This is a genomic window from Lentisalinibacter orientalis (assembly GCF_040706535.1).
Classification (GTDB): domain Bacteria; phylum Pseudomonadota; class Gammaproteobacteria; order Steroidobacterales; family Woeseiaceae; genus Lentisalinibacter; species Lentisalinibacter orientalis.
Map to the genome: position 1 here is coordinate 46,733 of NZ_JAPDRJ010000001.1, position 20,149 is coordinate 66,881.

Consider the following 20,149-nt stretch of genomic DNA (forward strand, 5'->3'; position numbering starts at 1 on the left):
GAGTTCAGCGCGTTCAGCTACCGTCGCGGCATCGCCTTAGACCGTAAACTGGCGCGTGGCGCGCTTTTCGATTTCGACAACGATCAGCATCGCGATACCGACCGCGACGATGACGAGTCCGTCCGTCAGGGCAAGATCGCGGGTCCCGAAGACGTGCTGCATGAATGGCAGATAAGTGAACAGGAACTGCGCAAGGATGACGACGCCGACACCGGTCCACACGATCCTGTTTCCCAGTGCGCCGGTCAGCGTCAGCGAAGTGCCGTGTGCGTAACGGACGCTGAAAAGGTAAAAAATCTCCATGACGACGAGCGCATTCACAACCATCGTACGCCCCGTCTCGATCGGCAGCCCGCGCGACTCGCTCCAGAAGAAGATACCGAAAGTGCCGGCAACGAAGAGCAGCGAGACGAATACGATGCGCCACACCAGTCGTCCATCGAGAATCGGCGTGCTGGCCGGGCGCGGTGGGCGGTGCATCGTGCCGCGCTCGGTGGGCTCGAAGGCGAGCGTTAAACCGAGCGTAACGGCCGTGACCATATTGACCCACAGAATCTGCACCGGAGTAATCGGCAGTGCGAGCCCGAACCCGATTGCCGCGAGGATCGTCAGCATTTCCCCACCGTTGGTCGGCAGCGTCCACGCGATGACTTTCATCAGGTTATCGTAGACCGTGCGGCCCTCGCGGACGGCCGCGACGATCGACGCGAAGTTATCGTCGGCGAGCACCATCTCGGCCGCCTCCTTGGTCGCCTCGGTGCCTTTTTCGCCCATCGCGATGCCGACATCGGCCCGCTTCAGGGCCGGGGCATCGTTCACGCCGTCACCGGTCATCGCGACGATCAGGCCCTCAGCCTGAAGCGCGGCGACGAGCCGGAGTTTGTGTTCGGGCGTCGTTCGGGCAAAGACGGCCGTCCGGGCGGCTGCGGCGCGTAATCCGGCTTCATCGAGTTGCTCGATGTCGCTGCCGGACAGCGTCTGCGGAGCCTCGTCGATGCACAGCTGGCGGGCGATCTCGCATGCGGTGGCCGGGTGATCGCCGGTGATCATCACGACGCGGATCCCTGCCGAGCGACAGTCGAGGACCGCGTCGATCGCCTCGCCACGAGGCGGGTCGATGAAGCCGATGAGCCCAAGCATGACGGCATCGCGCTCGACGTCGGCGAACGTCAGCGTCTGCTGGCCGAAAGGGGTGGGCTTCCAGGCGAACGACAGTACGCGCTGACCTTTCGACGCCAGCCGCTCGGCGTGATTGCGCCACGCCTCGGCATCGATGGGCTCGTCGCCGGTACGCCGGCGCTGCCGGCTGCACATCTCGAGCAGTCGCTCAGGCGCGCCCTTCATCAGTATGAAGGCGTTGTTGTCGTGGCTGTGGTGCAGCGTCGCCATGAAGCGATGTGCCGAATCGAATGGGACTTCATCCGCGCGAGGCAACTGCTTGCGGATGAGCGACGCATCGAGGCCGGCCTTCAGTGCGAGCGCCACAAGAGCCCCCTCCATCGGGTCGCCGTCGACACGCCAGACTCCGCCCACTTGTCGCAACTCCGCATCATTGCACAGCAAGGCCGCCCGGATCAGTTCGAGCAGCTGAGCATCGTCAGTCGGGTCGATGTCCTCACCATTGCATGCAATCGTGCCGCGGGGGTCGTAACCGACACCGGATATCCCGAACTCCGCCTCGGCGGTCGCAATGGCCTGCACCATCATCTCATTGCGCGTCAGCGTGCCGGTCTTGTCCGAGCAGATCACCGAAACCGATCCGAGCGTTTCCACGGCCGGCAGACGACGGATGATCGCGTTGCGTGCCGCCATGCGCTGCACCCCGATCGCGAGAGTGATCGTCATGATCGCGGGCAATCCCTCCGGGATCGCGGCGACCGCCAGGCCGACGACGGTCATGAATGCATCGGCGGGGGCGTAAGCCCGAACCAACAGTGCAAACAGAAACGTCAGGACAGAGAGCCCGAGGATCACGACCGTCAGCTGTGCCGCAAAACGATCCATCTGCCGGATGAGTGGCGTCTTCAGGCTTTCTACCGCGCCGATCAGGGCGCTGATTCGGCCGAGCTCAGTCTCTGCACCGGTACCCGTCACCACGCCGAAGCCCTGGCCCGCCGCCACCAACGTCCCGGAGTAAGCCATCGACGTGCGATCCCCGAGCTCCGCATCGGCTGCGACTGAAGCCGCGTCCTTCTCGACCGCGATCGATTCGCCGGTCAGGATCGCCTCCTCCATGCGCAGGTTCCGGCAGCGCAGCAGCCGAAGGTCGGCCGGTACGCGATCGCCGGCTTCGATCAGCACGATATCTCCGGGGACGATCGAATCGGCCGGCACTGTCGCCCTGTGCCCGTCCCGAAGCACCGATGCCTTCGGATCGATCATGCTCTGCATCGCTTCAAGCGCGCTCTCGGCACGACCTTCCTGGACAAACCCGATCACGGCGTTCAGCAGGACGACGGTGAGAATCACCCCTGCGTCGATCGGATGACCGAGCAGCACTGCAAGTCCTGCTGCCCCGAGCAGCACGTAGATCAACAGGTTGTGGAATTGCACGAGTAACCGGAGCATTGGGCCCCGTTTCGCGGTGCGCGGCAGCCGGTTCGGTCCGAATCTGTCGAGTCTCGCGGCCGCTTCAGCCGTGGAGAGACCCTCAGCGCGGGTGCCCAGCGCCTCCAGCACGACATCGGGCGGCAGCGCATGCCAATCCCGTAGCGTGATCTTTCCCGGCGGCTCCATTGACGTCAGTATACAAAGCCGGTGCAGCCCGGCCGCACAAAAATGCTAGTGGCCGCTCAACCCGGACGCCTCGTCGTAACCGCCCTGTCCGGCGAGTTCCGCCCACGCGCGGAACGCACCGGAAGCTTCCACTTCGCCGTCGGCGATCAGCCGCCGCCAAACTTCGGCGGCCCTCGCGAAATAGGGCACGCTGCCCGGGAACATCGCCAGCGACAGCGCCTCCGCCAGGCCCTGCTCCGGGGTGCCGGCGGCATACGCGGAGCGGATCTGCCAGGCCAGCGCTCGGAAATTGGCCAAACACGTGTGAACGGCGGCGGCGGCCAGGTGTGCGCGAGACAGCGGGATGTCGCCGGCCGCGCGCTCGAACGCCGCGCGATACGCCGCCTGGGGCGACACGTCGGGCAGATGATCGAGCCAGTTCTCCTCGACGAACTGATAGCAGGAGACGCCCTTGGCCAGCGCGGTGATCGCGAGGATACCGTCGAACTCCTCTCGGCTGCCGCCTGCCTCCAGATAACGCGGGATGTGGTGGGTGCCGAGGGGCTCGTCCAGGCTCATCAGCACCGCCATCCACACGAACTCGTGCTCATGGCGGCTGAGATAGCCGGGCGTCAGCGTCAGGCGGGTGTACAGCGCGTCGTAGGCCTCCAGCAAGCCGTTGCCGGCGAGCGCCATCAGCCCGTGATGGGCCAGCAGGTAGCCGCGCTTGTCGCGGATGGTCTCCAGTGTCGTGGTCAGGTCATTATTATGTGGATCATTTCTATTTATCATGTGTATAGAAGTTTAGCGAGGTAACGCCGTGCGGACGAATATTGTAATAGACGATGAATTGATGGAAGAAGCGCTGAAGGCAAGTGGCGCGAAGACCAAGAAAGAAGCGGTGGAATTGGGACTGGAGACACTGGTTCGCCTCAAGAAGCAGGAAAGGATACGGAAGTTCAGAGGCAAACTGCGCTGGGAAGGCGATCTGCCTGACCAGAGAACGACGAGATGATCCTGGCGGAAGTCCTGCAAGGATTTTGGCGCGACCTTCTGCATAAAGAATCGTGTGCCGCTGCTCTTCAGCGACCGGGATTTCCTGCCCTTCGTGCGCTATCTCAAGCTGGCGACGCCCCTTTCGTACACCTGACCCCTGAACTCGGCCCTGCCCGGTCCCACGCATCAGAGCGGAATCGAATCCCGATTCTCGTCACTGCACCGCACGCTGCTGGCGGCTCCCCTTCTCGCCGAGCAGGAAAGGTGCACTCGGACTCGCCTTACCCGCCACCAGTTCCGCCACGTGCGCGCCCACTGCAGGCCCGTGCTTGAAGCCGTGACCCGAGCCGCCGCCGACGACCCAGACGTTGTCGAGACCCGGATGCCGGTCGATCACCAGGTGGCCGTCGGAGCTGTTCTCGTACTGACACACCCGGCTCTCGCTGAGCGGGGCCTCCGCGAGAGCCGGGAACCGCCGGGCCAGAAACGCCCGCGCTCTCAGTTCGCCCTCCTCACTGGCACGCCGGTCGCCGCTGTCGGGGTCCATCGGCCCGCCATGGGTGTCATCGGCCACCTTGAAGCCGCGGCCCTCGAGGTCGGGAAAGCCGTAGAACGGCAGGTCCGCCCACACCGGCAGTGCCCCGGTAGCGCCGGCCGGGACGGCGAAATAGAACACCTCCTGCCGGGTGACGAACAGCCGCCCGGCCATCGCCTCCGGACAGACCTGGTCGAGCCAGGGTCCGCACGCAAAGACGAACTGCTCGGCGGCAATGGTCCCGCCGGCGTGGGTAGTGACGGCGGGCAGTGAGCCGCCGATCGCCTGATCGGCACGTATCGCGTTCACCCGGGCACCGAAGAACGGCACATCGTTGGCGATGAGCTCCGCCGCCATGAACTGCACGGCCCGGCGGGCCATCAGCGCTCCGGCCCGGGGTTCGAGGAAACCGGCCTCACCGTCGTCCGCCCTGAGCACCGGATAGCGGCTGCGAAGATCGGCGGCCGGGAGGAACTCGTGGGGGATGCCGAGGCGCGACAGGACGTCGGCGCTCGCGCGCACCAGCGCGTCGCGCTCCTCGTGCAGCCACAGCACGCCCATGGGATGGAACACAGGCAGCCCGCTACGCGCCGAGAGCGCCTGCCAGTCGCCGAGCGAGCGCCAGGCCCATTCCGAGTAGATCTCCTGGTCGCCGTAGCCGGCCCGTATGACCCGGCTCTCGCCGCCAGAGGAGGCCCGGCTGTGAGCCGGTGCCACGGCATCGATGACGGCGACGCGCCGACCGGCCCGGTGCAGCTGCCAGGCGCTCCAGATGCCGAACACGCCGGCGCCGACTACCACGACGTCGAACTTCGCCCGCTCGCCTGTGGCCGCGGCGGACCTCCCGGCCGTCATCGTCGTGGAGACGCCGAGCGCGGCGAGGAGTTTCAGTAACTGGCGGCGTCCGATGTTCATCTTTGTCTCTCCGGTCGGCTCCGTTGCGACCCTGTTGCACCAGCCTGCGCGACGCTCATCCGACGAGATACGAGCCGCCGAACCCGAGCCACATGACGAGCAGCAACCCGTAGCCGGCCAGGAAGACGGCAAACCGGTGCATGACCCGGTTGTAGGTGCACTGGATCAGGCTGTGCACCACCCGCAACGCCACGAAAACCCACGCGGCCCAGGCCAGCCAGCCGGGGACGTGTCCGGTGGCGACGGCGAGGGCGGCCAGCGCGTAGAACAATACCGGCAGTTCGAACAGGTGATTGTAGTTGTCGGACGCCCGCGTATCCTCGAGTCTCTCGGCACGCTGGCCCGACAGTGCGACGTCCTGCGGCCCGATGCCGCGCCTGCGCATCTCGCCGATGCGCACGTACAGCATCCTGACGCCCACGAGGAAAGTCAGCAGTGCGAGCGCGCAACACGCGGTAACGAGCGAGGTGGCTGGCTCCATCTGATTGCTCCCATCCGGGTCTGTGACGAACCGGTGCCGGCCGGCTCAGAAATCGTAATCCCGGTTACTGGCCTTGTAGTCCTCGATGGCCTCTTCCATGTCCGCCATCAGCGCCCTGATGATGGCGCCGCGCCCGCCGATGCCGAGCTGGACATAGGCCTTGCCGCCGATCCAGTCGCTGAGTTCCCGATCCGGCGAATCGAACTCGACCGCCGCCCGGAATACCCACACCCCGTCGCCGTGCTTCTCGCATTCGACGGTGCCCGCCAGGAACAATGCCGACGGCTTGCCGCTGAATGGCACCGCTTCGATGCCCGCCTGCTTCAGCACGCTCTCCATGTGGATCTTCACGTCTTCCGGAGTCACCGGGCAGTCGGACTCCGCGCCCGCCGCGATGGACAGCTCGCCGGGCGTCTCGCTGCGCATCCAGGGTTCCGGCTGCGCCACCACGGCCACGGGCAGCAGCATGGCCAGCAACAGGGTCGGTATCCTCATCGATCTCTCCTTGATTGACAGCGGACCAACCCTACCACGACCGGTGTGGTTTTCCGGGGCTTTGCGTGCCGCCGCCGTCCGGATATCCTCGCCGCTGGTTCGATCGACGGGAATGCACATGGAAACGAACGGGAAATTCTGGGCGGGCATGGCGGTCTTCCAGATTGCTTTCGGCCTGGCGGTCTTCGGCGCGACGCGCGCCTATTATGCGGACGATGCGACGGCGACCCCCGCCGCCGGTGTCGCGACGAACCCGGCCGCCGTCCGTCAGCGCCCGGCGCCCCAGCCGGGCGGCATCTCCGCGAACGACATAGCGCTCAGCTCGGCGATGACGATGCCCACGGACAACCCCGCGGAGATGGGACGACAGGCCGACATGCTCTTCCGGGAGAAACAATACGGCCGCGCGGCGGAACTGTATGCGCGCCTGATGGAACTGGACCCCGACAACGCGGAGGCCCGCAACAACCTCGGCCTCACCCTGCACTACCTCGGGCGGCACGAGGAGGCCCTCCGTCACCTGCGCGAGGGCGCCGAGGCGAATCCGGATCATCAGCGCATCTGGCTGACGCTGGGCTTCGTCTCGAGCCAGCTCGGCAACGTGGAAGAGGCGCGCGCCGCGCTGACGAAGGCGACCGAGACGGGCGGCAATATGAGCGTGAAGGAATCGGCGCAGCAGATGCTGGACGCGCTGCCCCAATAGAACGGTAGGAGGGCCTTCACGCCCAGCGTATCTTCAACCGTTTCAGGCCGCGGAAGACGAGGCCGGTGTGGTATTCCGGTTCCTCGGCCAGGTGCAGCTCCGGCAGGCCTTCCAGCAGCGCGGTGAACAGCGCGCGGAGTTCCAGCCGGGCCAGCGGGGCGCCCACGCAGAAATGGGCGCCGGCGCCGAAGGCGAAGTGGCGATTGGGGCTGCGGGCAATGTCGAAGCGGTCCGGCTCGGCGAACGCCTCCGGGTCCCGGTTCGCCGAGCCGTACAGCAGGCCCAGCGTATCCCCGGGCCGGAAGCGCCGCCCCGCGTACTCCATGTCCTCCAGCACGTAGCGGTGGAAGAGATGCAGCGGCGCGTCGTAGCGCAGCATCTCGTCCACGGCCGTATCCACCAGCGCCGGGTCGGCGCGCAGCTTCGCGCAGGCCTCCGGGTGACGCAGCAGCGCCAGCAGACCGTTGCCCGCCGCATTCACGGTGGCCTCGTGGCCGGCGTTCAGCAGCAGCATGCAGCTCGCGACGAGTTCGTCCCGGTCCAGCAACCCCTCGTCGCGGGCCAGCGCGGCCAGCTCGCCGATGACGCCGTCGTCGGGATGTGCCAGCCGCTCCTCCACCAGTTCGCCGATGCGCGCGGCGAACTCCGCCACGGCCGTCTCCGCCGCCTGTTCGTCCGCCTCGGTGGCATCCTTCTCGTACAGCCGCACGATCGCCGCGGACCAGGGCCGCAGACGCTCCCGCTCGTCCCCGGGCCAGCCGAGCAGCTCGGCGATGAGGTGCACCGGCAGCGGCGTCGCGAGCTCGGAGACGAATTCCATGCGGCCGCGCGGTGCCAGCGTTGCCACCCGCTCGCGCGCCAGGGCCTCGATGCGTGCTTTAAGGCGCCGGATCCGGTTCGGGTTCATCACCCGCATCAGCACACGGCGCAGCCGCGTGTGCTCCTCGCCCTCCGTCTCCAGCACGTTCACCCGCACGTAGCGGGCGTAGTTAGGCAGGTGCTGCCAGGGCTCGTCGTCCGCCGCCCGCTCGGCCGGCGACATCCGGTGGCGCATCGTGCGGCCCAGCCGGGGATCCTGCAGCAGGCGCTCCACGTCCGCGTAGCGCGTGAAGAAGGTCATGCCGAACTCGGCGGAGTGGAATACGGGCGACTCGCGGCGCAACCGGGCGTAGACCGGATAGGGATTCCGGGCGAAGCCCTGTTCGTAGGGCCTGAACGCCGCGCTCGCCTCCGCGTCCGTCGCGCCGCTCACACCGGTTCGGCGCATGCTGCCGCTCAGCTCTCCGGGTAGCCTTCCAGGATGTCGCCCTGGTAGCGGGCGCCCACCTGCTGGATCACCCGCGCACCGCACCAGGAGGCGATACGGGCACAGCGGTCCAGGGGCTCGCCCTTGACCAGCGCAGCGAGGAAGGCGGCGGTGTAGGTGTCGCCGGCGCCGGTGGTGTCCACCACCTTATCCACGGGGAAGGCGGCCTGTTGGATGAACTCGTCGCCATTGATCACCACCGAGCCCTTCTCCGAGCGGGTGACGACGAACAGGCCCTGGAGCATGGAGGCCTCGGACATCACGCCCTCGATCGAGTCGGTGGCGAACAACTGGTAGATCTCCTCCTCGTCGGCGAAGACGAGATCGATCTGCTCCTCGACGAGTTCGCGGAACGCTGCCCGATGACGCTCCACGCAGAGTGCGTCGGACAGCGACAGGGCGACCTTGCCGCCGCGCCGGCGCACGGTCTCGATGGCGAGCCGCGCCACGTCCGGCCCCTCGGGCAGGTCGAAGATGTAGCCCTCCAGCAGCACGATACCGGGTTCGCCGATGGTCTCCTCGTTCACGTCGCCGAGACCGAGCTCGGTGCAGGCGCCGAGATAGGTCTGCATCGTGCGCTGGCCGTCCGGCGTGATCAGCACGTAGCAGCGGGCCGTGGACTTCTCTGCGGGCGACGGCGGCACGCGCATGTCGATGCCGAGCGAGTTCATGTCGTGCTGGAATACCCGTCCGAACTGGTCGTCGGCCACCCGGCCGACGTAGGCGGCCTTGCCCCCCAGCCCGGCGAAGACGGCCACGGTGTTGGCGACGGAACCGCCGGACTTCTCCGTGGCGGGTCCCATCATGCCGTACACCTCGTCGGCGCGGCTCTCGTCGATCAGGGTCATGCTGCCGGGCGCGGCGTCCACGCGCTCGAGGAACCCGTAATCGACGTGGCTCAGGATGTCGACGATGGCATTGCTGATGCCGAGCAACTGTACGGCAGAACTCATCTGGTCTCCTTGCTGGATATGCGGGTCGCCCCGTCAGTGGCGAGGCCGGGGCACCGCCGGGGTTGCGATAGTAGCCACTCGGCGTCGCCATATAAAGCCAGGCGGCGCGCGCCGCGCTTGCGACGGCCGTCGCGCGGGCCGGATAATGGCCCTTCCGACGGACATGGACGGATATGGGAATCCTGTCCGTCAGGGAGAGAAACCATGGGCCGACTGACCACCCACGTGCTGGATACCGCCCGCGGCCGACCGGCCGCCGGCGTCCGCGTGGAGCTGTACCGCCTGGACGGCGGACGCGAGCGCGTACACGCCACCGAGACCAACCGGGACGGCCGCACCGACCATCCTCTGCTCGACCCGGACGCGTTCGCCACCGGCCAGTGGGAGATCCTCTTCCACGTGCGCGACTGCTTCCCGGATGAGGGCTTCCTCGACGTGGTGCCGGTGCGTTTCCGCATCGACGCCGACCAGCACTATCACGTACCCCTCCTGGTCAGCCCCTGGAGCTATTCCACCTACCGGGGCAGCTGATGGCCGCGCCCGAGCCGACTCGTGATGCCGTGCGTTTCCTCCTGGACGGGGAGACGGTGGAGCTGCGCGACGTGGACCCGACCCGCACGGTGCTGCAGTGGCTGCGTGAGGACGCCGGGCGCACCGGCACGAAGGAAGGCTGCGCCGAGGGCGACTGCGGCGCCTGCACCGTGGTGCTGGCGGACCTCGACGGCGACGGCGAGCGTCTGCGCTACCGCTCCGTCAATGCCTGCATTCAGTTCCTGCCGACCCTGGACGGACAGGAACTCATCACCGTGGAGAGCCTGGGCAGTCCGCAGACCGGGCTGCATCCGGTGCAGCAGGCCATGTACGAGTGCCACGGCTCCCAGTGCGGCTTCTGCACTCCGGGATTCGTGATGTCACTGTTCGCCCTGTACCGGACGCGCCGGGATCCCTCCCGCCGCGAAATCGACGACGCGCTGGCCGGCAACCTGTGCCGGTGCACGGGTTACCGTCCCATCGTGGAGGCCGCGCGGCGCATGTACGACTACGAGTCCGACCTGCCCGCCGACGGTGACACGCGGGCCGGGCTGAGGTCCCTGGCCGATGACCCGGCCGGCGCCGGTATGCTCGCGCTCGAGCACGACGGGCGCCGCTATTACGCACCGACGACGGCCTCCGGGCTCGCGGCTCTCCTGGCCGAGTACCCGGACGCCTGCCTGCTCGCCGGCGGCACGGACGTGGGCCTGTGGGTGACCAAACAGCACCGGGAACTGGACACGGTGATCTACGTCGGCCGCGTGCGGGAACTCGCCGAAGTATCCGCGGACGGCGAGTGGCTGAGCATCGGCGCGGCCGTCACCCTGACCGACGCCATGCCACCCCTCGTCGACGAGTATCCGGAGCTGGAAGAGCTGTTCCTGCGCTTCGCCTCGCCGCCCATCCGCAACACCGGCACGCTGGCGGGCAACGTGGCCAACGGCTCGCCCATCGGCGACTCGATGCCGGCACTGATCGCGCTGGGCGCGCGGGTGGTGCTGGCGAGCCGCGACGGCCGCCGCGAGCTCGCGCTCGAGGACTTCTACCACGATTACCGCAAGACCGACCTCGCGCCGGGCGAGTTCGTGGCGGCCGTGCGCATCCCGCGCCGCCGCCCCGGCCGGCTGGTGGCGGCGTACAAAGTTTCCAAGCGGTTCGACCAGGACATCTCGGCCGTCTGCGCCGCTTTCGCTCTGGACGTCGAAGACGGCCGCGTGGCGAGCGCCCGCATCGCCTGCGGCGGCATGGCGGCCATACCGAAGCGGGCCGCCGCCGCCGAGCAGTCCCTCGCGGGCGGAGCCTGGGACGAGGCCGCGGTCGAACGCGCCATGGCGGCGATGGACGCCGACTTCACTCCGATCACCGACATGCGCGCGGGCGACGCCTACCGGCGCGACGTAGCGAAGAACCTGCTGCGCCGTTTCCACATCGAGAGCACCGCTGCCGGTATCACGACGAGGCTTTATGCCCATGGAAGAGATACCCATGGACGGTGACAAGCGCACCGCAAGCGGCAGCCTGCGCACCGTGGGACGGGCGATACCCCACGACAGCGGCCACCTGCACGTCAGCGGCCGTGCGCTCTACACCGACGACATCCCGGAACCCCGCGACCTCCTGCACGTGGCCGTAGGCATGAGCGCACGCGCACACGCGACGATCGAGCGCCTGGATCTGGCGGCGGTCGCCGCGGCACCCGGCGTGGCGGCGGTCATCACCGCGGCCGATATCGCGGGCGAGAACAACTACGGTCCCGTCGTGGCGGACGACCCGATATTCGCCGAGGACGTGGTGCAGTACGTGGGCCAGCCCCTGTTCGCCGTGGCCGCGGCCACCGTCGACCAGGCCCGCAAGGCGGCGGCCCTTGCGCGGGTGGAATACGGCGACCTCGAGCCGATCCTGGACCCGGATACCGCGGTGCGGAGCGAGTCCTTCGTGCTGCCCTCCGTGCGCCTCGAGCGCGGCGACGCCCGCAGTGCGATCGAGGGCTCCGCGCACCGGCTGTCCGGCCGCACCGCCGTCGGCGGCCAGGACCACTTCTACCTGGAAGGTCAGATCGCCATGGCGCTGCCGCGCGAAGACGGCGATCTCTACGTCTACAGCTCCACGCAGCATCCCGGCGAGGTGCAGCATGCGATCGCGCACGCCGTCGGACTGGAGGCAAAGGACGTCGTGGTGGAATGCCGCCGCATGGGCGGCGGCTTCGGCGGCAAGGAGAGCCAGCCGGCGCTGATCGCCTGCATCGCCGCCCTCATGACCCGGCACACGGGGCGCCCGGCCAAGCTGCGTCTGGACCGGGACGTCGACATGATCATGACCGGCAAGCGCCACGACTACCGGATCGACTACGACGTGGGCTTCGACGACGACGGACTGATCCGCGGCATCGAGTTCACCTTCGCCTCGCGCTGCGGCATGTCCGCGGACCTCTCCGGTGCGGTGAACGACCGCACCATCTTCCACTGCGACAACGCCTACTTCCTGAGCGACGTGAGCGTGGTCTCCCACCGTTGCAAGACCCACACGGTCTCCAACACGGCGTTCCGCGGCTTCGGCGGTCCCCAGGGCATGTTCGGCATCGAGTACGTGATCGACGAGATCGCCCGACACCTCGGCCGCGATCCGCTGGAGATCCGGCTGCGCAACCTCTACGGCATCGGCGAGCGCGACGTGACCCATTACGGCCAGAAGTTCGAGGACAACGTGCTGCCCGAACTGATCGACCGGCTGCGGCGGGACAGCGATTACGACGCCCGCCGGGCGGAGATCCTTGCGGCCAACCGGGACGAGCCGCTGATCAAGCGCGGTATTGCCCTCACGCCGGTGAAGTTCGGCATCTCCTTCACCGCCACGCATCTGAATCAGGCCGGCGCGCTGGTGCACGTCTACACCGACGGCACCGTGCACCTCAACCACGGCGGCACGGAGATGGGCCAGGGCCTGAACACCAAGGTGGCACAGGTGGTCGCCGAGGAATTCGGCATCGACATGGACCGCATCAAGATCACCGCCGCCGACACGAGCAAGGTACCGAACGCCTCGGCCACGGCCGCCTCCGCCGGTTCCGACCTGAACGGGATGGCGGCCCGGGATGCCTGCCGGAGCATCCGCGAGCGTCTGGTGACCTTCGCGGCGGAACGCTACGGCGTGGCTCCGGACCGCATCGAGTTACGCGACGGACGCGTGCGCATCGGCGAGGAGGAGACCGGCTTCACGGAGCTCGTGCAGCTGGCCTACTACGCCCGCATCCCGCTCTCCGCCACCGGCTACTACCGCACGCCGAAGATCCATTACGACCGCAAGACGCTGAGCGGACGGCCCTTCTATTACTACGCCTGCGGCGCCGCGGTGAGCGAGGTGGCGATTGACATTCTCACCGGCGAATCCCGGGTGCTGCGGGTGGACATCCTGCACGACTGCGGCCGCTCGCTGAATCCCGCCATCGACCTTGGCCAGATCGAGGGCGGCTTCATCCAGGGCATGGGCTGGCTCACCACCGAGGAACTGTGGTGGGACGAATCCGGCGCGCTCAGAACCCACGCGCCGTCCACCTACAAGATACCGGTGTGCTCGGACCTGCCGGTTGATTTCCGGGTGACCATGCTCGACTCGGCGGGTAACCGGGAAGAGACCATCCACCGCTCCAAGGCCGTGGGCGAGCCGCCGCTCATGCTGGCGTTGTCGGTCTTCCACGCCATCCGGGACGCGGTCGCCGCGGCCGGCGATTACCGCGGCAGCCCCCGCCTCGCGGCGCCGGCCACGCCGGAGGCCGTGCTGGCGGCAGTGGCCGAGCTGCGCAGCCGGGAGGCGCCGTGAACGAGTGGGTGGCGAACGCGCTCGAGCTGCGCGCGCGGGGCGAGGCCTTCGTACTGGTGACCGTGGCGGCCGTGCGCGGCTCTACGCCCCGGGAGCCGGGCGCACGCATGATCGTCACCCGCGAGGAGACCCTGGGCACCATCGGCGGCGGTGAACTCGAGTACCGCTGTGCGCGCATGGCCTGGGAACGCCTCGGGACGGACTCGCCGCAGCCGCGTTTCGAGCTGCGGCGCTTCCCGCTGGGTTCGAGTTTCGGCCAGTGCTGCGGCGGCATCGTCGACATCCACTTCGAGACGGTCGCCGCGGACGTGGCCGACTGGCTCGGGCAACTGGCCGGCGCCGTGGCGAGCCGCGAGGAGATCGGCATGACCCGCGCCGGTGCCGCGATCCTTGTCACGCCCGTGGACGGTGACGCAGACGACATCGCGCGCGTGCACGCGGCGGGCAATCGCGACCATCGCGACCATCCCGGCCATCCCGGCGCAACGGGAGCCGACGACGACTTCCGCCCGGCCATCGAGGCGCTCCTCGCCGACGACGCCGGCGCCGCGGTGTGCACTCTCGGCGGACGCGATTATCTGCTGACGGCGGTGCGCGAGCCCGACTTCCGTATCGCCGTGTTCGGCGCCGGCCACGTGGGCAGCGCGCTGGTGCACGTGCTGGCACCGCTGCCCTGCCGGGTAGACTGGATCGACAGCCGGCCGCTGCTGGCCCACGAATCCCTGCCGCACAACGTGCACGCGGTGGTGACCGCAGACCCGCCGGCGGCGGCCGCCGGCCTGCCTGACGGCACGTTCTGCCTGGTGATGACCCACAGCCATCCGCTGGATCTCGAGATCTGCGCGAGGCTGCTGCCGCGCGACGACATTCCCTTCTGCGGACTGATCGGATCGCGCTCGAAGAAGCGGCGTTTCGAGAAGCGCCTGCGCGCGCTCGGCCTCGCGCCGGAAGAGATCGGCCGCATGGTCTGCCCCATCGGCATCGAGGGCATCGGCGGCAAGCGGCCGGCGGAGATCGCGGTGGCCGTCGCCGCCCAGTTGCTGCGGGAGCGCGAGCGCATGACGGCGCAGGCGGATCTCGCACCGGCGCGACCGGCGAAAAGCGGGGCCGGCGCATGACGGCCTACGCGATCGAGTGGCTGAACCTCCTCGGCCGCTGGCTGCATTTCATCGTCGGCATCGCCTGGATCGGCTCGTCGTTCTATTTCGTCTGGCTGGACAACCACCTGGTGCCGCCGGCCTCGCGCAAGGATGCTGAGCGCGGCGTGGGCGGGGAGATCTGGTCGGTGCACGGCGGCGGCTTCTACCACGCGCAGAAGTACCGGGTGTCGCCGCCGGTCCTGCCGGAGACGCTGCATTGGTTCAAGTGGGAGGCCTACAGCACCTGGCTGTCCGGCATGTTCCTGCTCGGGCTCGTCTACTGGCTGGGTGCCGAGGTGTACCTCATCGACCCCGCCGTGGCCGACCTCGCGCCGGCCACAGCCATTGCCATCTCCATCGCCTGGCTGGCCGGCGGCTGGCTCGTGTACGACGCCCTGTGCCGCTCCCCCCTGGGGCGCACGGAGAAAGGTCTGGCCGCCGTGCTGCTGGTGCTGGTGACGGCGGCCGCGTGGGGGCTGTGCCAGACCTTCAGCGGCCGGGGCGCCTACATCCACTTCGGCGCCGTGCTCGGCACCATCATGGTGGCCAACGTCTTCTTCGTGATCATCCCCGGCCAGAAACGCATGGTGGCGGCGGCCGCCGCAGGCGAGGCGCCCGACCCGGCCGACGGCCTGCGCGGCAAGCAACGCTCCGTGCACAACACCTACTTCACGCTGCCGGTGCTGTTCGTGATGATCAGCAATCACTACGCGATGACCTGGGCCCACGAGTACAACTGGCTGATCCTGATCGCCATCTCGCTCGCCGGTGCGCTGATCCGCGTGTACTTCGTGGCCCGGCACTCCGGCCGCAATCCGCTGCTGCCGCCGCTGGCCGCGGCGCTGCTGCTCGCGGGCGTCGCCGCCGCCATCGCGCCCCGGGCGGACGGCCGCGGCGCAGGCGCCCCGGTCTCGCTGGAACAGGCCCGGGCGGTGCTGGAGGCGCGCTGCGTCTCCTGCCACGCCGCCGAGCCGAGCCATCCCGGCTTCGCCGCGCCGCCGGCGGGGGTGATGCTCGAGACGCCGGAACAGGTGCTGGCGGCCGCCCCACGCATCCATCAACAGACCGTGGTGCTGCAGGCCATGCCCATCGGCAATCTGACGCGCATGACCGGGGAGGAGCGCGCCGTCATCGACGGCTGGTACCGCTCGCTCGCGACGGAGCCCGAGCCATGAGTGGGACCGACTATCCCCGGGACCTCGCCGGCTACGGCCCCCGCCCGCCCGCGGCGGACTGGCCGGGCGGCGCCAGAGTCGCGGTGCAGTTCGTCATCAACTACGAGGAAGGCGGCGAGCGCTGCGTGCTCCACGGCGACAGCCATTCGGAGGCCTTCCTGTCCGAGATCGTCGGCGCCGAGGCCTACGAGGGCGTGCGCCACATGAACATGGAGTCGCTCTACGAGTACGGCGCCCGCGCCGGCTTCTGGCGCCTGCACCGGCTGTTCACGGAACGTGACCTGCCGGTGACGGTGTTCGGCGTCGCCATGGCCATGCAGCGCAACCCGACCGCCGTGGAAGCGATGCTCGCGGCCGGCTGGGAAGTGGCGAGCCACGGCTATCGCTGGATCGACTACCAGTTCGTCGACCGGGAGACAGAACGCGCGCACCTGCAGGAAGCGGTGCGCATCCACACGGCGCTCACCGGGGCGCCGCCGGAGGGCTGGTATCTCGGCCGCTGCAGCCCCGACACGCTCGGCCTCGTCGTGGAGCACGGCGGCTTTACCTACAGCGCCGACAGCTATGCCGACGACCTGCCCTACTGGGATACGAGCTGCGGCCGGCCCCAGCTCATGGTGCCCTACACGCTGGATGCCAACGACATGCGCTTCGCCACGGCACAGGGGTTCAACAGCGGCGACCAGTTCTACCAGTACCTCCGCGATACCTTCGACTGCCTGTACACGGAGGGCGAGCGCCGGCCGCGCATGATGTCTGTCGGCCTGCACTGCCGGCTCGCCGGCCGCCCGGGCCGGGCGCAGGCGGTGGCCCGTTTCCTCGACTATGTCGCCGACCACGACCGGGTCTGGGTGGCGCGGCGCATCGACATCGCCCGTCACTGGCTCGAGCGTCACGACCCACCCGCGTCATGAGCGTCTCCGGCGCCAGGCTATTGCGGATACCGGGCGACGAGGCGGCCTTCGTCGCGCGCTATGGCGGCGTCTACGAGTCCTCGCCCTGGGTGGCGCGGGAAGCCTGGGCCCGCGGCGACCTGCCGGCGGAAGCCCATGCGCCCGTCCATGTCCCGATCGATGACCTGGCGGCGCGGCTCGCCGCGGTGGTGGAGGACGCCGGCCGGGAGCGCCAGCTCGCGCTCGTCCGCGCCCATCCGGATCTCGCCGGCAAGGCCGCCGTGGCGGGCACGCTCACCGAGGAGTCCACCGCCGAGCAGCAGAGCGCCGGACTCGACCAGTGCACACCGGGAGAATACGAGCGCTTCCAGCATCTCAACGAGGCCTATCACCGGCGCTTCAGCTTCCCCTTCGTGATGGCCGTGCGCGGCGCCAGCCGCGGCGACATCCTTGACGCCTTCGGCGAGCGGCTGGGCAATGAGCCGGAGACCGAGCTACGCCGGGCGCTGGACGAGATCCACCGCATCGCCCGGCTCAGACTCGATCAGATGAGCGAACAGCCGGTTGAGGGAGACCCACGATGAGCAGCCGCCACCCTTTCCACCAGTGGACGCCGCTGGAGCAGCCCCGCTTCGGCACCCGTGTGGTGGAGGCCAACGACGAGTTCTTCGGCGCGAAGGAGCGGCTCATCAAGCCCGAGGCACCGGTATTCCTGCCGGACGAGTACGACGAACACGGCAAGTGGATGGACGGCTGGGAGACCCGCCGGCGCCGGGAACCCGGCCACGACTGGTGCGTCGTCCGGCTCGGCCTGCCGGGTGTCGTGCACGGCCTGGACATCGACACCTCCCACTTCACCGGCAACTATCCCGAGGCCGCCTCCATCGAGGCGTGCTACACCGATGAGGAGATACCGGGCACGGGTGCCGCCTGGCGGGTGCTGCTGCCCCGCGTCGAACTGGCCGGCGACTCGCACCACTATCTGCCGGTGGACGACCGGGAGCCGGTCTCGCACCTGCGCCTGAACATCTACCCCGACGGCGGCGTCGCGCGGCTGCGCATCTACGGCGAGGTGCGGCCCGACCCGGACGCCGCGGCACCGTCTGGTCCCGTGGACCTGTTCGCGCTGGAGCACGGCGGCCGGGCGCTGGCCTGCAGCGACGAGCACTTCGGCAGCATGCACAACCTCAACGTGCCCGGCCGCGGCGTGAACATGGGCGACGGCTGGGAGACCCGGCGCCGGCGCGGCCCCGGCCACGACTGGGTGATACTGGCGCTCGGCCGGCCCGGGCGCATCGAGGAGGCCGAGATCGACACCGCGCACTTCAAGGGCAACTACCCGGCCCGCGCGTCCCTGCAGGCCGCCCGCATCGAGGGCGCGGACCTCGACTCCTTGCTCGAGCAATCGGCCGACTGGCCGGAGCTATTGCCCGCCGTGCCGCTCGGCGCCGATACCCGCCACCGCTTCCGCAGCGAACTGAACGATCTCGGCACCGTGACACACGTGCGTCTCGCCATCTATCCGGACGGCGGCGTGAGCCGACTGCGCCTCCTGGGTCATGCAAGTGGCCATGCGACGGGCCATGCAGCAGGCTCAGGCACGGGGCGCGCAACCGGAGACGCCGGTGACTGACACCAGTACCCCGCGCATGCTGACCCTCGAGCCGCTGTCGGCGGAGGCGTTCCATCCCTACGGCGAGGTGATCGCTGCGGGGACTGCGAACGCGGACCCCATGAACGATGCCCGCTTCGAACGCTACGACGACCTGGCCCGGCTCACGGCCGAGGGGCGCGTCGGCGTGAGCATCGCCCGCTGCCGCCGCGCGGCGAGCCAGCCCGTCACCTGCCCGATGGTGGAGCGTCATCCCCGCGGCAGCCAGGCATTCGTGCCGCTCGCGGGGTTCCGCTTCGTCGTGGTGGTGGCACCGGCCGGCGCGGCGCCGTCCGCCGACGACCTGCGCGCCTTCCTGACCGACGGCAGCCAGGGCGTGAATTACCGGGCCGGCACCTGGCACGTGCCGCTGATCGGTCTCGCGGAAGGCCAGGAGTTCCTGATCATCGACGACGTGGCCAGCACGGATAATTGCGACACCCACACGCTGGACCGCCCGGTGCTCGTACCCGCCGTCCCCGACCCGCCGTCCGCCGGCGCCGGAGCGTCGCCGTGAGCCGCCCCGCGGTCCGCGCCTTCCGCGCCTCCGTCCTGCACCTGCTCGCCGACCCGGGCGACGGCGATGCCGGCTCGGCGCTGGAGTTTTTCGAAGACGGGCTGCTCGTCACCGAGGACGGGAAGGTGGCGCGGGTCGGCCCGGCCGAGCCCCTGCTGGCGGAGCTGGCCGACCAGGGCGGCGACCCGGTGACCGTCACCGACTACAGCGGCTGCCTCCTGGTGCCCGGCTTCATCGACTGCCACGTGCATTATCCGCAGATCGACATGGTGGCCTCGTACGGCGAGCAGCTGCTGCAGTGGCTAGAGCGCTATACCTACCCGACGGAACGCCGCTACGCCGACCGCGCGCTGGCGGACCGCGTCGCTGGCGACTTCCTGGATCTGATGCTGGCCCACGGCACCACCTCCGCACTGATCTTCCCCACCGTCCACGCCGCCTCGGTGGACGCACTGTTCGAGGCCGCCCTGGCACGCCGGCTGCGGGTGGCCTGCGGCAAGGTACTGATGGACCGCAACTGCCCGGATTATCTGCAGGACACGGCGGAGAGCGGCTACGCCGAGAGCCGGGAACTGCTGCAGCGCTGGCACGGCAGGGAGCGCCTCGAGTACGCGATAACGCCCCGCTTCGCCCCCACCTCGAGCCCGGAGCAACTGGCACTGGCCGGCCGCCTGGCCGGAGAGTTTCCGGAGGTGTTCGTGCATACCCACCTCGCCGAGAATCGAGCCGAGGTGGCCTGGGTGGCCGAGCTGTTCCCCGACCGGAACAGCTACCTGGACGTATACCGCGCCGCCGGCCTCCTGCGCGAGCGCGCGGTCTTCGCCCACTGCCTGCACCTGCAGGACGAGGACTACCCGCTCATGGCGGAGGCGGGCGGCGCGATCGCATTCTGCCCCACCTCGAACTCGTTCATGGGCAGCGGCCTGTTCGACCTGGCCCGGGCGCGGGGCCACGGCATCCCGGTGGGGCTCGGCACCGACATCGGCGCCGGCACGACGCTCAGCCTGCTCGGCACGGCGGCCGAAGCCTACAAGGTGCTGCATCTCCAGGAGCAGATGCTGTCACCGTGGCAGGCGCTCTATCTCGCCACCCTGGGTGCGGCGCACGCGCTCGCCTGGGATGATCGCATCGGCAACTTCGAGACCGGCAAGGAAGCGGATTTCGTGGTGCTGGACCCCGCCGCCGGCACCCTGCAGCGGCGGCGGACGGCCGCGGCGGAGGATCTCGCCGAGCTCCTGTTCGCCCTGCTGATGCTCGGCGACGAACGCTGCGTGCGCGCCACGCATATCCTGGGAGAGCCGGTCCGTCCGGCCTGAGGCCGGCGCAAA

Annotated in this window: 19 protein-coding genes; 12 read left to right on the plus strand and 7 right to left on the minus strand. The window is 68.9% G+C overall.

Going from position 1 to position 20,149, the window contains the following annotated elements:
• Positions 1-36: 36 nt before the first annotated feature.
• Entirely contained in the window at positions 37-2,736 is a 2,700-nt protein-coding gene (locus ACJMK0_RS00200; protein ID WP_405234803.1) for a cation-transporting P-type ATPase, read from the minus strand.
• A gap of 45 nt (positions 2,737-2,781) precedes the next feature.
• Entirely contained in the window at positions 2,782-3,507 is a 726-nt protein-coding gene (locus ACJMK0_RS00205) for a hypothetical protein (RefSeq protein ID WP_405234804.1), read from the minus strand.
• A gap of 28 nt (positions 3,508-3,535) precedes the next feature.
• Between ACJMK0_RS00205 and ACJMK0_RS00210 the strand changes: the two genes are divergently transcribed.
• Positions 3,536-3,730, plus strand: a complete 195-nt coding sequence (locus ACJMK0_RS00210) for a type II toxin-antitoxin system VapB family antitoxin (RefSeq protein WP_405234805.1) — start codon at positions 3,536-3,538, stop codon at positions 3,728-3,730.
• A 195-nt stretch (positions 3,731-3,925) separates the two neighbouring features.
• Here ACJMK0_RS00210 and ACJMK0_RS00215 read toward each other — a convergent pair whose 3' ends face one another.
• The 3 genes from ACJMK0_RS00215 to ACJMK0_RS00225 are packed head-to-tail and all read right to left on the minus strand — an operon-like array spanning position 3,926 to position 6,137.
• Positions 3,926-5,161: an FAD-dependent oxidoreductase gene (locus ACJMK0_RS00215; RefSeq protein ID WP_405234806.1), complete on the minus strand. Its 1,236-nt coding sequence runs from the start codon at positions 5,159-5,161 to the stop codon at positions 3,926-3,928.
• A 55-nt stretch (positions 5,162-5,216) separates the two neighbouring features.
• Positions 5,217-5,642 (minus strand): MAPEG family protein, encoded by a 426-nt coding sequence (locus ACJMK0_RS00220; protein ID WP_405234807.1) that lies wholly within the window; start codon positions 5,640-5,642, stop codon positions 5,217-5,219.
• Between the two features lie 45 nt (positions 5,643-5,687).
• On the minus strand, positions 5,688-6,137 hold the full coding sequence (locus ACJMK0_RS00225; protein WP_405234808.1) for a hypothetical protein: 450 nt from the start codon (positions 6,135-6,137) through the stop codon (positions 5,688-5,690).
• 118 nt (positions 6,138-6,255) lie between these two features.
• On the opposite strand from ACJMK0_RS00225, the gene ACJMK0_RS00230 reads away from it, so the two are divergent.
• The gene (locus tag ACJMK0_RS00230; RefSeq protein WP_405234809.1) at positions 6,256-6,840 is read left to right on the plus strand and encodes a tetratricopeptide repeat protein; all 585 of its coding nucleotides are present in this window, start codon (positions 6,256-6,258) and stop codon (positions 6,838-6,840) included.
• Between the two features lie 16 nt (positions 6,841-6,856).
• On the opposite strand, the gene ACJMK0_RS00235 is transcribed toward ACJMK0_RS00230, so the two are convergent.
• Both ACJMK0_RS00235 and ACJMK0_RS00240 read right to left on the minus strand, forming a co-directional pair.
• The gene (locus tag ACJMK0_RS00235) at positions 6,857-8,107 is read right to left on the minus strand and encodes a cytochrome P450 (protein WP_405234810.1); all 1,251 of its coding nucleotides are present in this window, start codon (positions 8,105-8,107) and stop codon (positions 6,857-6,859) included.
• Positions 8,108-8,115: 8 nt separating this feature from the next.
• Positions 8,116-9,099 (minus strand): adenosine kinase, encoded by a 984-nt coding sequence (locus tag ACJMK0_RS00240; RefSeq protein WP_405234811.1) that lies wholly within the window; start codon positions 9,097-9,099, stop codon positions 8,116-8,118.
• Positions 9,100-9,303: 204 nt separating this feature from the next.
• On the opposite strand from ACJMK0_RS00240, the gene uraH reads away from it, so the two are divergent.
• The 10 genes from uraH to guaD are packed head-to-tail and all read left to right on the plus strand — an operon-like array spanning position 9,304 to position 20,137.
• Positions 9,304-9,630, plus strand: a complete 327-nt coding sequence (uraH, locus tag ACJMK0_RS00245) for a hydroxyisourate hydrolase (protein ID WP_405234812.1) — start codon at positions 9,304-9,306, stop codon at positions 9,628-9,630.
• The gene (gene xdhA / locus ACJMK0_RS00250) at positions 9,630-11,126 is read left to right on the plus strand and encodes a xanthine dehydrogenase small subunit (RefSeq protein ID WP_405234813.1); all 1,497 of its coding nucleotides are present in this window, start codon (positions 9,630-9,632) and stop codon (positions 11,124-11,126) included. Before uraH ends, xdhA begins: the two co-directional genes overlap by 1 nt.
• Complete coding sequence (gene xdhB / locus ACJMK0_RS00255; RefSeq protein ID WP_405237852.1) at positions 11,116-13,446, plus strand: xanthine dehydrogenase molybdopterin binding subunit; 2,331 nt, start codon at positions 11,116-11,118, stop codon at positions 13,444-13,446. Before xdhA ends, xdhB begins: the two co-directional genes overlap by 11 nt.
• On the plus strand, positions 13,443-14,564 hold the full coding sequence (xdhC, locus tag ACJMK0_RS00260) for a xanthine dehydrogenase accessory protein XdhC (protein ID WP_405234814.1): 1,122 nt from the start codon (positions 13,443-13,445) through the stop codon (positions 14,562-14,564). The genes xdhB and xdhC overlap by 4 nt, the downstream gene beginning before the upstream one ends.
• Positions 14,561-15,760: a urate hydroxylase PuuD gene (locus tag ACJMK0_RS00265; RefSeq protein ID WP_405234815.1), complete on the plus strand. Its 1,200-nt coding sequence runs from the start codon at positions 14,561-14,563 to the stop codon at positions 15,758-15,760. The genes xdhC and ACJMK0_RS00265 overlap by 4 nt, the downstream gene beginning before the upstream one ends.
• Positions 15,757-16,674, plus strand: coding sequence for an allantoinase PuuE (gene puuE / locus ACJMK0_RS00270; RefSeq protein ID WP_405234816.1), 918 nt, complete (start codon positions 15,757-15,759; stop codon positions 16,672-16,674). Before ACJMK0_RS00265 ends, puuE begins: the two co-directional genes overlap by 4 nt.
• Positions 16,671-17,237, plus strand: a complete 567-nt coding sequence (gene uraD / locus ACJMK0_RS00275; RefSeq protein WP_405234817.1) for a 2-oxo-4-hydroxy-4-carboxy-5-ureidoimidazoline decarboxylase — start codon at positions 16,671-16,673, stop codon at positions 17,235-17,237. The genes puuE and uraD overlap by 4 nt, the downstream gene beginning before the upstream one ends.
• Positions 17,234-18,286, plus strand: coding sequence for an allantoicase (gene alc / locus ACJMK0_RS00280; protein ID WP_405234818.1), 1,053 nt, complete (start codon positions 17,234-17,236; stop codon positions 18,284-18,286). The genes uraD and alc overlap by 4 nt, the downstream gene beginning before the upstream one ends.
• Positions 18,279-18,821, plus strand: a complete 543-nt coding sequence (locus tag ACJMK0_RS00285) for an ureidoglycolate lyase (RefSeq protein ID WP_405234819.1) — start codon at positions 18,279-18,281, stop codon at positions 18,819-18,821. The genes alc and ACJMK0_RS00285 overlap by 8 nt, the downstream gene beginning before the upstream one ends.
• A complete protein-coding gene (gene guaD / locus ACJMK0_RS00290) occupies positions 18,818-20,137 on the plus strand; it encodes a guanine deaminase (RefSeq protein ID WP_405234820.1) in 1,320 nt (439 codons plus the stop codon). Before ACJMK0_RS00285 ends, guaD begins: the two co-directional genes overlap by 4 nt.
• The last annotated feature ends 12 nt before the right edge of the window (positions 20,138-20,149 follow it).